Origin of the sequence: Micromonospora haikouensis, from assembly GCF_900091595.1 — a bacterium.
GTDB lineage: Bacteria > Actinomycetota > Actinomycetes > Mycobacteriales > Micromonosporaceae > Micromonospora > Micromonospora haikouensis.
In genome coordinates this window covers 36,917-49,636 of the sequence record NZ_FMCW01000018.1, presented here as the reverse complement: position 1 = coordinate 49,636, position 12,720 = coordinate 36,917, and the positions used below count along the sequence as shown (strand labels likewise).

At 73.5% G+C, this 12,720-nt stretch carries 13 protein-coding genes and 1 pseudogene; 8 read left to right on the top strand and 6 right to left on the bottom strand.

Features of this window, described 5'->3' with window-relative positions; all coding sequences use genetic code 11:
- Positions 1–67: 67 nt before the first annotated feature.
- A complete protein-coding gene (locus tag GA0070558_RS19100) occupies positions 68–964 on the bottom strand; it encodes an NAD(P)-dependent oxidoreductase (protein ID WP_091282070.1) in 897 nt (298 codons plus the stop codon).
- Between the two features lie 166 nt (positions 965–1,130).
- On the opposite strand from GA0070558_RS19100, the gene GA0070558_RS19095 reads away from it, so the two are divergent.
- A complete protein-coding gene (locus GA0070558_RS19095) occupies positions 1,131–1,478 on the top strand; it encodes a winged helix-turn-helix transcriptional regulator (protein WP_091282066.1) in 348 nt (115 codons plus the stop codon).
- Between the two features lie 92 nt (positions 1,479–1,570).
- Here the strand turns inward: GA0070558_RS19095 and GA0070558_RS19090 are convergent, their stop codons facing one another.
- Positions 1,571–3,670 (bottom strand): cellulose binding domain-containing protein, encoded by a 2,100-nt coding sequence (locus GA0070558_RS19090; RefSeq protein WP_091282327.1) that lies wholly within the window; start codon positions 3,668–3,670, stop codon positions 1,571–1,573.
- Between the two features lie 257 nt (positions 3,671–3,927).
- Positions 3,928–4,533 (bottom strand): TetR/AcrR family transcriptional regulator, encoded by a 606-nt coding sequence (locus GA0070558_RS19085; RefSeq protein ID WP_091282062.1) that lies wholly within the window; start codon positions 4,531–4,533, stop codon positions 3,928–3,930.
- 110 nt (positions 4,534–4,643) lie between these two features.
- Between GA0070558_RS19085 and GA0070558_RS19080 the strand changes: the two genes are divergently transcribed.
- Positions 4,644–5,168, top strand: coding sequence for a MarR family transcriptional regulator (locus GA0070558_RS19080; RefSeq protein WP_256092019.1), 525 nt, complete (start codon positions 4,644–4,646; stop codon positions 5,166–5,168).
- Positions 5,165–6,811: an MDR family MFS transporter gene (locus GA0070558_RS19075; RefSeq protein WP_091282058.1), complete on the top strand. Its 1,647-nt coding sequence runs from the start codon at positions 5,165–5,167 to the stop codon at positions 6,809–6,811. The genes GA0070558_RS19080 and GA0070558_RS19075 overlap by 4 nt, the downstream gene beginning before the upstream one ends.
- A gap of 184 nt (positions 6,812–6,995) precedes the next feature.
- Here the strand turns inward: GA0070558_RS19075 and GA0070558_RS19070 are convergent, their stop codons facing one another.
- The 3 genes and pseudogenes from GA0070558_RS19070 to GA0070558_RS19060 form a co-directional block, all read right to left on the bottom strand.
- Complete coding sequence (locus GA0070558_RS19070) at positions 6,996–7,634, bottom strand: CG0192-related protein (RefSeq protein ID WP_091282052.1); 639 nt, start codon at positions 7,632–7,634, stop codon at positions 6,996–6,998.
- Between the two features lie 126 nt (positions 7,635–7,760).
- Entirely contained in the window at positions 7,761–8,417 is a 657-nt protein-coding gene (locus GA0070558_RS19065; RefSeq protein ID WP_091282049.1) for a response regulator, read from the bottom strand.
- Positions 8,405–8,673: pseudogene (locus tag GA0070558_RS19060) on the bottom strand (sensor histidine kinase); the annotation flags it as partial. The gene GA0070558_RS19065 and the pseudogene GA0070558_RS19060, both read right to left, overlap by 13 nt.
- Between GA0070558_RS19060 and GA0070558_RS35230 the strand changes: the two are divergent.
- The 5 genes from GA0070558_RS35230 to GA0070558_RS19035 all read left to right on the top strand — a co-directional run bounded on the left by GA0070558_RS35230 (position 8,605) and on the right by GA0070558_RS19035 (position 12,719).
- The gene (locus GA0070558_RS35230) at positions 8,605–9,234 is read left to right on the top strand and encodes a DUF5753 domain-containing protein (RefSeq protein WP_439709615.1); all 630 of its coding nucleotides are present in this window, start codon (positions 8,605–8,607) and stop codon (positions 9,232–9,234) included. The pseudogene GA0070558_RS19060 and the gene GA0070558_RS35230 sit on opposite strands and share 69 nt — an antisense overlap.
- Positions 9,231–9,428, top strand: coding sequence for a DUF397 domain-containing protein (locus tag GA0070558_RS19050; RefSeq protein WP_091282043.1), 198 nt, complete (start codon positions 9,231–9,233; stop codon positions 9,426–9,428). The genes GA0070558_RS35230 and GA0070558_RS19050 overlap by 4 nt, the downstream gene beginning before the upstream one ends.
- 119 nt (positions 9,429–9,547) lie before the next feature.
- Entirely contained in the window at positions 9,548–10,171 is a 624-nt protein-coding gene (locus tag GA0070558_RS19045) for a DUF2238 domain-containing protein (protein ID WP_198956551.1), read from the top strand.
- A 636-nt stretch (positions 10,172–10,807) separates the two neighbouring features.
- Positions 10,808–11,575, top strand: a complete 768-nt coding sequence (locus GA0070558_RS19040) for a class I fructose-bisphosphate aldolase (protein WP_077937594.1) — start codon at positions 10,808–10,810, stop codon at positions 11,573–11,575.
- A gap of 22 nt (positions 11,576–11,597) precedes the next feature.
- Complete coding sequence (locus tag GA0070558_RS19035) at positions 11,598–12,719, top strand: 3-dehydroquinate synthase II domain-containing protein (RefSeq protein ID WP_077937595.1); 1,122 nt, start codon at positions 11,598–11,600, stop codon at positions 12,717–12,719.
- Position 12,720: the final 1 nt, after the last annotated feature.

Below are 12,720 nucleotides of genomic sequence, written 5' to 3'. Positions count from 1 at the left end.
GGGACACCGGGCTCGGGATGGGGGATCCGCGGAGGCACCGACCCAGGCTATCGACCGCTCTGCCCGATTACCGCCCCGTTTCAGGGCCCCGCCGGATGACCTCGATCATGCTGGCGAGCGCCTCGTCGCCGTGCCCGCCCTCGGCGTGTTCCCGCAGCAGGTCGCGGATCGGCACCATCACGTCGGGCCGGATCCCCAGGCTTTCGCTGGCCTGCACCATCTTGGCCAGGCCGAGCGCGTTCAGCCCGACGGTGGACACGTCGGTCGCGTAGCGGCCCGCGTCGACGTGCCGGGCCGCCTGCCCGATGCCGGGCACCACCACGTGGGTGAGCCAGGACTCGGCGAACGGCGCGAGTGCCCCGGCGGGGACGCCCGCGCTGGTGAGCATCGCGAAGCCGTGCAGCGCCCCGGCGAACGACGACCACAGGATGCCGAGCAGCGCCAGGTCGTACAGGCTCGCCAGGCCCGGGTCCTCGCCGATGAAGACGCTGTTGCCGCCGAGGACCCGCAGCGTCGGCCCGTACGCGTCGAACACCTTCCGGGAGCCGCCGTAGAACAGCAGGGTCTGGGGCAGGCCGACGCCCGGCGGCACGGCCATGACGTACCCGTCGAGGTACTCCGCGCCCAGCGACCGCGCCCACCGCTCGGCGGCGCGGGCGTCGTCGGGCACGCCGGAGGTGAGGTTGACGACCACCCGGCCGCGCAGCGCGGCGCCCACCGGCTCCAGGATCTCGTACAGGGCCTGGTAGTCGGTCACGCAGACCACCAGGACGTCGCTCGCGGCGACCGCGTCCGCGACCGTCTCCGCGCGGCACGCGCCCCGCCCGACGAGCGCGTCCGCCCTGGCCGCCGAGCGGTTCCACACCGTCGTGCGGTGGCCGGCCCTGAGGTACGCGTCGGCCAGCGCCGAACCCATCATTCCGAGGCCTATCACCGAGACGGGCACACAATTTTCGTCGGTCATGTCCGCTCCCCTTCGCATTTTCGGGGAAAGCGTATGACCGCGATTTCGCGCGTCTCAAGTACTTACCGCAAAGTGCGTGGCCGCGCTGGCCATCCATTGTGGTTAGACTCGTCGGCGTGTGTGGATTCACGGGGAGAATGTCGTCGACCGGCCGCGGACCGGCCGGATGAGCGTCCGGGTGCGGCCCACCCACTGCGGGCTGGACGCCGCGATCGAGGTCATCAGCGGCAAGTGGAAGGTGGTCATCCTGTGGGCCCTCAGCGATCGGCGCCGACGTTTCGGTGAGCTGAGAAGGCTCATTCCCGGGGTGAGCGAGAAGGTGCTCTTCCAGCACCTGCGCGAGCTGGAGACCGACGGCATCGTGCGACGGGAGACATTCGACGACCTGCCGCTGCGGGTGGAATATTCGCTCACGGCGCGTGGGCGTGCGCTCAACGAGGCGCTCAAGCCCCTCGGCGCCTGGGGGCGGGAGCACCTGCCGGCCGGCGACGTGCCGGCGCGGGCGGTCCCGTAAGTCCGCCCGGGTGCCGCCGGCGGGGGCCCGGGGGCTCCCGCCGGCGGCGACGGCCGGTCAGCCGACCCCGGTGTGGCGGGTCGGCGGGCGCGTCACAGCACGGCGCACGGGGTGCCGTTGAGGACGAACGTGGTGGGCCAGACGTTCGGGCCGCTGTACGCGCCCACGAAGCCGGCGCTCGTGCTGCCCCCGCCGCCGGCGATCTTCGCGTTGTCGGCGGTGTTGGTGACCGTCACCGTCCGGCCGCTCTGTGCCCAGGTGGCGCTCCAGCCGCTGTCCACCCGCTGCCAGGTGGTCGGCCAGGTGAACGTGAGCGTCCAGCCGTCGATCAGGTTCGCGCCGTTGTTGACGATGTCGAGGCTGCCGACGTATCCGTTGCCCCAGTTGGTGGTGTCGCGCAGGCGTACGCCGCACGTGCTCTCCGCCGGGCCGGCGGTGGTGAAGGTCACCGGCGGCGACGACCAGGAGAGCCGGCCCGCGCCGTCGCGGGCCAGCACGTTGAGGGTGTACCGGGTGCCCGGCACGAGGTTGCCGACCGCGAGCGAGGTGGCGGTGGTCTCGCCGAGCTGCTCGCTGACCGTGCCGTTCTGCCGGTACACCTCGTACTTGAGGGCCCCGCCGGCCGCCGGGGGCAGCGCGGGCCAGGAGACCGTCGCGCCCCGGTCGGTGACGTCGGCGACGGTGGGCTGCGCGGGCGCGCCCGGCGCCCCGGTGACCACCGCGTCCGGGCGCAGCACCAGCGTGGTCAGCGAGTACGGCGGCAGGGTGCGGCTGGTCGCGCTGCCGGACTGGCTGGTGGCGATGGCGGTCGCGCCGTTGGTGAGGGTGTGCACGGTCGGCGCGGCGGCGGACGGGGCGAACCCGGCGTAGTCGATGGTGACCGGGCGGGCGTTGTCCGGGTCCTTGTTGACCAGCATGACCGCGAGGTCACCGTTGGGCCGGCGCACGGCGTGCGCGGTGACCAGCGCCTCGTCGGTGCCGGCCCGGACGAACTGGCCGCCGGCCCCGGCGAGCAGGTTCATCATGGACAGCCCGTGGTACGGGGCGAACGGCGTGTTCAGCGGCGGCTCGCACACGGTGCCGTCGGAGGTGCAGGTGCCGCTGGAGAGCAGCCCGAAGTCGCCGTAGTCGGTGTGGCCGGCCACCTGCGACACCTTGTCGATGCCGTTGTGCACGTTCCACCACTGGACGGTGAACACCCCGTTCTCCAGCAGGTCGCTGTACGCGTCGGCGAGGAACAGCGCGCCGGGCTGGGTGTTGCGGCCGGTGTCGACGTTCAGCTCGGTGAAGCTGATGCCGATGCGGGCGGCGTTCGGCCCCGCGTACCGGGCGATCTGCTGGCGCAGCAGGTGGGCCGCCTCGTCGATGTGGGCGGTGCGCTGCAGGGACTCGGCGGCGCTGCCGCCCGGATACCAGTGCACGTCCACGAAGTCGACCTTCGGCCCGGCGATCGACAGCACCGCCTGGTTCCACGGGCCGGGGTCGCTGCCGGCGGTGATCCCGTCGGGCCAGTTGCCCGGCATGGTCAGCACCGCGCCGACCTTGATGGTCGGGTCGACGGCCTTCATCGCGTCGGCGTACTCGACGACGAGGTTCGCGTAGTAGGTCGCGCTCTTGTCCGGGTGGTCGTCGGCCTCCCAGGCCGAGCCGTAGAGGCCGTTGCCGTAGTTCTCGTTGCCGATCGTCCAGTACTTCGCGCCGTACTTCTTGGTGACGTTGGCGTAGCGCACCCAGTCGGCGGCCTCGGCGGGGGTGCCGGTGCCGTAGTTCGCGATGATCATCGGCTGGGCGCCGACCCGCCTCGCCCCGGCCATGAAGGTGTCGAAGTCGGTGTTCGGGGCCACGTAACCGCCGGGGGCGGTGTGGTCCTTCCAGTGGTAGATGTCGGCGTACGAGCCACCCGGGTAGCGCAGCATCTGGACGCCGGCCGCGCGCAGCAGGTCCGACGTCTCGTTCGTGCCCAGGTTCGAGTCCCAGATCGCCTGGTTGACGCCCAGCGCGGTGTTCGGCACGCCAGCCAGCCCCGCCTTGGCGTTGACGGTGACGACGACCGGGTCGGCGGCCGCGCCGACGGCCGGGGGAGTGATCGCGGCGAGGGCCCCGGTGGCGAGCAGCGCGCTCGCCGCGAGGGCCGTCCACCGGCGTCGGCCGGGCCGGCGCGGCGGCGGGGTGTGGCGTGGATACCCGTACATGCTCGGGTTGTTCATGCTGTTCCTTCTTGACCACGGGCAGAGCGCCGCCGGGTCGGCGGGCGGCTCTGGACGGACTGATCTGACGTTGGTCGCAGATGTCGCCGTCCCCCGGGAGGCCGCGCGGGCCACCGGTTGCCCATTGGACGACGGTCAGCCCCGCGCGCGGCTGGTCATCGACGCACAAGAATCTCACGCCCGTGCCCGGATGCTCAAGGCGGTCGTCTGCCCCGGCGGGCCGCGGGCCGGTGGGGTCGCCGTCAGTCGCGGTGGGCCGGCGGGCCGGCGGGGTCCACCTCGGCGAGCGCGGTGCGGATCGTGTCGAGCAACGGGCCGTCCGGGTGGTCGATCCAGTGCTGGATGGCGACCCGCAGCGCCGCGAGGAAGCTCGCGGCCAGGACCCGGGACCGCAGCGTGGCGTCCGGGCCGGTGAGCCGGGACGCCAGCTCCGCGGCCACCTCCCGCTCGACCGTCGTGTACGCCGCCAGGTGGTGGGCGAGCAGGCTCGGGTGCGCCCGCAGCTGCCGGCGGTGCGCCAGCCAGGCCGGGTCGGGGTCGCCGTACACCTCGGCGGTGAGGCGCTCGGCCGCCCGGCTCAGCACCGTCCACGGCCGCTCGCCGGGGGGCTGGTCGCGGATCAGCTCCCGCATCCGCCGCAGCCGCACGGTGTCGCCGTGGAAGAACGCCTCCTCCTTGCTGGAGAAGTAGTTGGAGAACGTGCGGCGGGAGACGTTGGCGGCGTCGGCGATCGCCTCGACGGTCACCCGGTCGGGCCCCCAGGTGGCGGCGAGGCGCAGGGCGGCCTCGTGCAGGGCGAGGCGGGTGGCCGCCTTCTTGCGCTCGCGCAGCCCGGTGGCCTGGTCCATGGGCGTCACGATACGCGGCCGGTGATCTACTTCTCAACGCGCAAACTTGCCCAGTGGGCACGTCCGGTGGATAGTTGCTTGCAGCAACCATCACTGTGGGGAGGGCGGGCGTGGAGACCACCCGGGAGCTGGGCGCGCGGCTGTACGACCTGCTCAAGAGCGTGCGGCTGATCAAGCAACGGCGCGCCGACGACCGGCCGTCCGTGCCGCTCGGGCTGGTCGGCATGCTCACCCAGATCGAGCAGCTCGCCGCCGGGGCCCACGCCCGGGAGCTGGCCGAACACACCGGGCTCGACCCGTCCACCGTCAGCCGCGCCGTCGCCTCGCTCGCCGCGCACGGCCTGGTCGAGCGGCGGGCCGATCCCACCGACCGGCGGGCCAGCTGCCTGGCCGTCACCCCCGCCGGCCGGGCGGCCCTCGCGGACACCTACGGCTGGTACGGCGAACTGCTCGACCGGGCGCTCGCCGACTGGACCCCCGACGAGGTGGCGGCGCTGTGCTCGGCGCTGGGCCGGTTCACCCGCGACCTCGGGTCCGCCCTCGGCGGCAGAGCCGACCCCGCGTCCGCCCCCGGCGGCGAGGCCGACCTCGGGTCCGCCCCCGCAGACAACGACAACCTGGAGGCCGCGCGATGAGCGCACCCACCACGACGGCCGAAGCCGCGCCGATGACCCACCGGCAGACCCTTGAAGCGCTCAGCGGCCTGCTGCTGGTGCTCTTCGTCGCCATGCTCAGCAGCACCGTCGTGTCCACGGCGCTGCCGAAGATCATCGGGGCGCTGGACGGCTCGCAGACCCAGTACACCTGGGTGGTCACCGCCACCCTGCTCACCGCGACGGCCACCACCCCGATCTGGGGCAAGCTGGCCGACCTGTTCAACAAGAAGACGCTGGTGCAGGTCGCCATCGTCGTCTTCCTCGCCGGCTCCGTGGTCGCCGGCTTCTCCCAGACCGCCGGCCAGCTCATCGCCGCCCGCGCGTTCCAGGGCATCGGCGTCGGCGGCCTCCAGGCCCTCGTCCAGGTCGCCATCGCGGCGATGATCCCGCCGCGCGAGCGCGGTCGCTACAACGGCTACCTCGGCGGCGTCATGGCCGTGGCGACCGTCGGCGGCCCCCTGCTCGGCGGCCTCATCGTCGACACGTCCTGGCTCGGCTGGCGCTGGTGCTTCTTCGTCGGGGTGCCCGTCGCCCTGGTCGCGCTCGTCCTGCTCCAGCTCACCCTGCGCCTGCCCACCGTCCGCCGCGACAACGTCAGGATCGACTATCTGGGCGCGGCGCTGATCGCCGCCGGCGTCAGCGTGCTGCTGATCTGGATCTCGTTCGTCGACGACTCGTTCGCCTGGCTGTCCTGGCAGACCGCCGCGATGGTCGGCGGCGCGGTGCTCCTGCTGGCCCTGGCCACCTGGGTCGAGTCCCGGGCCGCCGAGCCGGTCGTCCCGCTCGGCATCGTCCGCGAGCGCACCACCGCCCTGGCCATCCTCGGCAGCCTCGCCGTCGGCATGGCCATGTTCGGCGGTGCCGTCTTCCTCGGCCAGTACTTCCAGATCGGGCGCGGCTACAGCCCCACCGAGGCCGGCCTGCTCACCATCCCGATGATGGCCGGCGTCCTCGGCTCGTCGATCATCGCGGGCCGGATGATCACCAAGACAGGGCGGATCAAGCCCTACATCGTCGTCGGCGCGATCCTCCTCGTCGCCGGCTTCGCCCTGCTCGGCACCATCGACCACGAGACGTCGCTCGTCCTGGTCGGCGTGGCCATGTTCGTCGTCGGCACCGGCGTCGGCATGACCATGCAGAACCTCGTGCTCGCGGTCCAGAACACCGTGTCGCTGCGCGACATCGGCGCGGCCAGCTCCACCGTCGCGTTCTTCCGCTCCCTCGGCGGCACCATCGGGGTCTCGGTGCTCGGCGCGGTCCTCGCCCGCCGGGTCAGCGACCGGATCACCCACGACCTCGCCGCCGCGGGCATCCCCGTCTCGGGCAGCTCCGCCGGCGGCAGCCTCAACCTCGACGTCCTGCCCGCGCCCGTGCGCGACATCGTCCGGGCCGCGTACGGCGACGCCACCGGGCACATCTTCCTGATCTCCGCGGCCATCGCCGTCGTCGGCGTCGTCGCGGCCCTCCTGCTGCGGCCGGTCACCCTGCGCACCAGCCTCGACCTGCCCGACCCGGCCAGGTCGGTCGCCGTGGCCGCCGACGCCGTCGACGGCGCGCCCGCCCTCGACCAGGTGGCCGTCGACGCCGGTCGCGGGAGCCGCCCGCCCGCCCGCAGGGCCTGACCCGGCCCGGTGCCCGGGGCCACCGTCACCGCCCGGCGACGGTGGCCCCGCCTGCCATGCGGACCGGTCACCGCCTGCCGTCCGGGCCGGTTGCGGCATGTCGTCCGGGCCGGTTGCCGCCCGTTGTCGGGGCCGGTTGCCGCCTGCTGTCCGGGCCGGCGTCGGCGCGGCGGGCGGGTCGGCGTCAGCGTGGCGACGCGTACGCCAGCGCCAGCGGCAGCGGCGCCGGCTGCCCCTCCCACGTGCCCGTCAGCCGCGCGCCGGGCAGGTCGGGATCGTCGCCGACCCGCCGCAGGACGGCCAGCTCGACGGAGCCGGCGAGGATCCGGGTCGGATCCCCGTCGTCGACCTGGTCGACCGCGTCGATCCCCGGCGCGCCGGCCAGGCCCGCCCCGTCGACCGCGATCCCCATGCTCGGCGCCCGCTCCTCGCGCCGACCGTCCACCTCGAAGTACTCCTGCGCCTGACCGGTGCCGGCGAGGATCGCCCCGGCCAGGGCCGCCGCGTAGACGGGGTCGCCGCAGGCGTCGTACACCCAGCGCCGCCCCAGCACCGAGTGCTCGCAGGTGCCGACGAGCCACGCGTCGGCACCGCCCAGCGGCGCGCCCCGGTAGGTCAGCGGCACCTGGTGCACCGGCCCGTTGCCGGCCCGCACCAGCAGCGTCTCGATCCCCACCTCCCCGGCGGGGTCGTCGAAGCGGTACGCCGCGACGCGCTCGACGCCGGCGGCGGCGTCCCCCAGGAACCACGGACGACGGGGCAGCCAGGCCGACAACAGTTCGAGCTTCGTGGGGCGGATCTCCGCCCGGTGCAGCAGCGCCATCACCGGATCATAGGGACCCCCCGCCGACGACGGTGATCAAGAGGTTTGCGTCAAGTTTGATCTTCGGCCTGACACAAACCTCTTGATCACCGGCGCGGGGCGGGCGCGGGGTGGGGGGTGGGTGGGTCAGGTGGGGGTGGGGGTGTTGAGGTAGTGCAGGACGGCGGCGACGCGGCGGTCCGTGCGGTCCGTGGGCGCGAGGTCGAGCTTGGCGAAGATGCTGCGGATGTGCTTGTGCACGGCCCCGTCGGTGACGAAGAGCCGCTCCGCGATGGCCGCGTTGCCCAGCCCCTCGGCCATCAGCGCCAGCACTGCGCGTTCGCGGGGGCTGAGCCGGTCCAGCCGGGTGTCGGGCCGGCTGCGGACCAGCAGTTGCGCGACCACGTCCGGGTCGATGGCCGTGCCGCCGCCGGCCACCCGGCGCAGGGCGACCAGGAACTCCTCCACCCGGCCCACCCGCTCCTTGAGCAGGTAGCCGAGCCCGGCGCCGCCCCGGGCGAGCAGGTCGGTGGCGAACGCCTGCTCGACGTACGCGGAGAGCACCAGGACGGCGAGGCCGGGCTGCCGGCGGCGGGCCTCGACGGCGGCGACGATCCCCTCGTCGGTGTGGGTGGGCGGCATCCGCACGTCGACGATCGCCACGTCGGGGCAGTGCGCGTCGACGGCGGCCAGGAACGTGGTCGGGTTGTCGGCGGTGGCGACGACGTCCAGCGACTCGGCGCGCAGCAGCAGCGCCAGGCCCTCGCGCAGCAGCACGTCGTCCTCGGCGATCACGATCCGCACGGCAGGTCCACCTCCACAGTGGTCGGACCGCCCGGCGGGCTGGTCAGGGTCAGTTTCCCGTCGTGGGCCTCGGCCCGCCGCCGGATGCCGGACAGCCCCGACCCGGCGCGCTCGTCCGCGCCGCCGTACCCATCGTCGACGATCGTCACGCGCAGCCGGTGGTCACCGTGGCCCGTCGCGCCCCGCTGTGCCGGGCGACGTTGGTCAGCGCCTCGGCGGCCACGAAGTATGCGGTTGCCTCCACGGGCGGGCGTGGCGTAGCCGACGAGGGCCAGCCAGCCGAGGCCGAACAGGCCGACCCCGAGCGCCCCGGTGGTGTCGGTCACGACGGGGAAGCCCAGCGCCGAGGTCGCCTCGCCGGCCGGGAGCAGCCGCCACCACAGTGGGAACGTGCCGTCGCGCAGCAGTGCGGATGGCCCGGCAGGCGCGCTTCGACGGCGCGCACCCGTTGCGGGTGTCCGCCCTGCTCAGCGAGGGAGCGCTGCGCCAGCAGGTCGGCGGCCCGCAGGTGATGCGCCGCCAGCTCGACCACCTCGTCCGGCTGGCCACCGAGCGGCCCGCGCAGATCGAGGTGCGGGTGCTGCCGTTCAGCGCCGGGGCGCATCCCGCGTTCGGCGGGCCGTTCGAGATCCTGTCGTTTCCCTCGCCCCGGCTGCCCGACCTGGTCTGGCAGGAGATCCTGACCTCCATCGACATCATCGACCAGTCCGTGCGGGTGACCGACTACATCGTCACCTTCGCCGAGACCCGGGAACTCGCGTTAGGCTCGGACGAGTCGGTCGACCTGATCCGCCGCATCGCCAAGGAGATGACGTGAGCGCCCCTCGTCGTGACTGGTGCAAGTCGTCCCGCAGCTCCAGTAACGCCAACTGCGTGGAGGTGCGGCTCGGCGGCGACGCGGTCGGCGTACGCGACTCCAAGGACGTCGCGGGCCCGGCCCTGGCCTTCGGCCCGGCGGCGTGGGGCGGCTTCGTGGCCGCCCTGAAGGCGGGCTCCGCCCCCGGCCGCTGACCCGCGGCCGCTGACCCCGGCGCGCGCCCGCCCTGCCGCCGAGCGGCCGATCAGCGGGGGATATCGTCGGCGACCGACCGGCGGCTGCCGGCCTGGCACAACCGAACAGGCGGTCGTCGGTGTCCCGAGCGCGCGCGGTCCTCCCCCCGGCACTGCTGGCCCTCGTCCTGGTGGCGCTGGTGGCGTCCGGCATCCGCCCGTACGACCGGCTCACCTGGCTGCTGGAGACGGTCTGGGTGATCGTGGGCGTGCCGGTGGTGCTGCTCACCTGGCGGCGCTTTCCGCTGAGCACGCTGTTGTGCTGCCTGCTCGCGGTCCACGCGCTGATCCTCATCGCCGGCGGGCACTGGACGTACGCGCGCACCCCGCTGGGTGACTGGGTGCGCGACCTGTTCGACCTGTCCCGCAACCCGTACGACCGGCTCGGGCACTTCGCGCAGGGCTTCGTGCCGGCCATCCTGGTCCGGGAGATCCTGGTCCGCCGCTCCCCGCTGCGGGGCAGCCGCTGGCTCGCCCCGCTCGTGGTCTGCGCCTGCCTGGCCTTCAGCGCCTTCTTCGAGATGATCGAGTGGTGGGCGGCGGTGGCCGGCGGCTCGGCCGCCGACGACTTCCTCGCCACCCAGGGGGACGTCTGGGACACCCAGTGGGACATGTTCCTGGCGCTGCTCGGCGCAATCACGTCGCTGGCCCTGCTCAGCCGGCTGCACGACCGGCAGCTTCCGCCGTCGGCAGCGCGCGACTGAACCGCGCCGCAGGTGTGCGGACGAATGGTTTACCGGCGTTGCCCAGGCTACCGCTGTCATTGACATCCGTCATGTCGACAAATGTCGCGGCTCGGCTGGTCGGCGTGCTCCCTGCGGCGCGACCTGCTGACGGCGGCGCGCGGCTCTGCCGGGCGTCCGGGCACGTGGGAGCGGGTTTCGGCCCACCGTCCGGCAGTGGCTGCGCGTGATCGACGTCGATCTGCCGACCGCTGTGTCGCGTCGCGGCGGACGGGGCGATGTTAGGGGTCGAGACTAAGGGGTGTCCCGCGTCCTGATCCTCGCTACACTGACGCCGGCAAATGTCCCACAATGCTTGCTGGGCTTTGCGGATGTGGCGGCGACTCGAATCGGATACGACGGGCGGTTGGCTACCCACGATGCTGACATACACGGGGAATGGCGAAGTCGCGGCCCACGCCGTCTGCCGGTGACCCCGGCCCCGACACCTGACCCGGCCGTGCCGGCCCCCTGAGCGGGTGCCCCCCGGGCGGCCGGGCGAGGCCACGCCCCGTCCGGCCGTGCGTCCACGGCCGGCCCGTTCGCGCACGTCCTGGCCAACCACGCGAGTCCGCGGTCGCCCGGGTCCGGGTCATCGTCCGCCTGAAGGAGGCACACATGGAGTCAACGGGTCGTGAGCGGCGGCTGCGGCGGCTGTGGGGTCCGACCAGTGGACGCACCGTGCTCATGCCGATCGACCAACCCGTGACGATGGGTCCGATCGCCGGGCTGGACGCGATCGACTCCCAACTCGTCCGGCTGCTGGCGGGGGCGCCGAACGGCATCATCGGCCACCGGGGGGTGCTGCGGCGGGTGCCGGCGGAGGTGGCCCGGTCCACGGGCGTCGTCATGCACCTCTCCGCCGGCACCGCCCTGTCGGGCCGGGGCCACGTCAAGACGCTCACCGGCGACGTCGTCGAGGCCGTCCGGGTGGGCGCCGACGCCGTGTCGGCGCAGGTCACCTTCGGCGTGCCCGAGGAGACCGACATGCTGCACGACCTCGCGCAACTCGCCGGCGCGTGCGCCCAGTGGGGCATGCCGCTGCTGGCGATGGTGTACGTCGCCGGCGTCGACCCCACCGCCGCCCCGGAGAAGATCGCCCACGCCGCCCGCGCCGCGGCCGAGCTGGGCAGCGACATCGTCAAGGTCCCCTACACCGGCTCCGCCGACTCGTTCGCCACGGTCGTCGACGGCTGCTTCGCCCCGGTCGTGATGGCCGGCGGCGAGCCGTCCGACTCCTGGGAGGACGTCCTGCTCGACGTCAAGGACGCCCTGTCGGCGGGCGCGGCGGGCGTCTGCATCGGGCGCAAGGTGCAGCAGCACGCCGCGCCCGAGGCGGCCCTCGCGGACCTGCACGCGCTGGTGCACGCCAACAACCCCGGCTGACCCCGACGAAGGAGGCACGACCGTGTCCGACAGTGACGCGTTGATCCCGCTCTGGTGCGACCTGTCGCACCTGCGCGAGGGCCTGCCCGACATGGTGGCGGCGGTCGTCCAGGCGCCCGTGCGGGGCGTCATGGTCCCGCCGGACGCGGTGCCCGACACCGCCCTGCCCGACCGGGTCGAGGTGGCGGTGCTCGTCACCGAGCCGGCCCAGCTCGACAAGCTCGACCCGGCCCGGTCGCTGACCGTCATCGCCGCCGACCACGCCACCCTCGCCGCCGTGCCGCACGGGGGCCGCTGGCGGCGGGGGCGCTGGATCGACGTCACCGACGCCGAGACGATGCAGGAGGCCGTGGCGGCCCTCGGCCACGTCGACGTGCTGCTGGTCAGCTTCGCCGACGAGACGAACATCCCGCTGGAGCTGATCGTCGCCGAGGCCCAGTCGCAGCGCACCACGGTCGTCAAGCGCGTGCACAACTCCGTGGACGCTCTGGTCACCCGCGGGGTGCTCCAGCACGGCCCGGACGCGATGCTGCTGCGCGTCTCCACCCCCGGGGAGGTGGTGCGGCTGGCCCGGGAGCTGCTGGAGCGGCGCACGGAGCAGCTCGACCTGGTCGAGGCCGAGGTGACGGCGGTGCGGTCCATCGGCATGGGCATGCGCGGCTGCGTGGACACGACCGACCTGTTCGAGCCCGACGAGGGGATCCTGGTCGGCTCGACCTCCTCGGGCGGGCTGCTGGTCTGCGCCGAGGTGCACTACCTGCCGTACATGAACCTGCGGCCCTTCCGGGTCAACGCCGGCGCGGTGCACTCCTACGTGTGGACGCCGGCCGGGCGCACCGCGTACATCACCGACCTCAGCGCCGGCGAGCAGGTCCTCGCCGTGAACACCGCCGGGCGCGCCCGTCCCGTCCTGGTCGGCCGGATCAAGACCGAGATGCGTCCGCTGCGCCTGATCGAGTGCCGCATCGGCGACTCGACGATCAACACCATCGTGCAGGACGACTGGCACGTGCGGCTGTTCGACGCGGCCGGCGCGGTGACCAACTGCACCGCCATCGCCGTCGGCGACCGGATGCTGGCGATCTCCGCCGTGCCCGGCCGCCACGTGGGCATCCCGGTCAGCGAATCGATCAAGGAGAACTGAG

What these genes read in the sequence shown, in the direction of transcription:
- GA0070558_RS19090 (WP_091282327.1), bottom strand. Translation starts at nt 3,670, where the DNA reads ATGTACGGGTATCCACGCCACACCCCGCCGCCGCGCCGGCCCGGCCGA.
- GA0070558_RS19100 (WP_091282070.1), bottom strand. Translation starts at nt 964, where the DNA reads ATGACCGACGAAAATTGTGTGCCCGTCTCGGTGATAGGCCTCGGAATG.
- GA0070558_RS19040 (WP_077937594.1), top strand. Translation starts at nt 10,808, where the DNA reads ATGGAGTCAACGGGTCGTGAGCGGCGGCTGCGGCGGCTGTGGGGTCCG.
- GA0070558_RS19075 (WP_091282058.1), top strand. Translation starts at nt 5,165, where the DNA reads ATGAGCGCACCCACCACGACGGCCGAAGCCGCGCCGATGACCCACCGG.
- GA0070558_RS19070 (WP_091282052.1), bottom strand. Translation starts at nt 7,634, where the DNA reads ATGGCGCTGCTGCACCGGGCGGAGATCCGCCCCACGAAGCTCGAACTG.
- GA0070558_RS19085 (WP_091282062.1), bottom strand. Translation starts at nt 4,533, where the DNA reads ATGGACCAGGCCACCGGGCTGCGCGAGCGCAAGAAGGCGGCCACCCGC.
- GA0070558_RS19095 (WP_091282066.1), top strand. Translation starts at nt 1,131, where the DNA reads ATGAGCGTCCGGGTGCGGCCCACCCACTGCGGGCTGGACGCCGCGATC.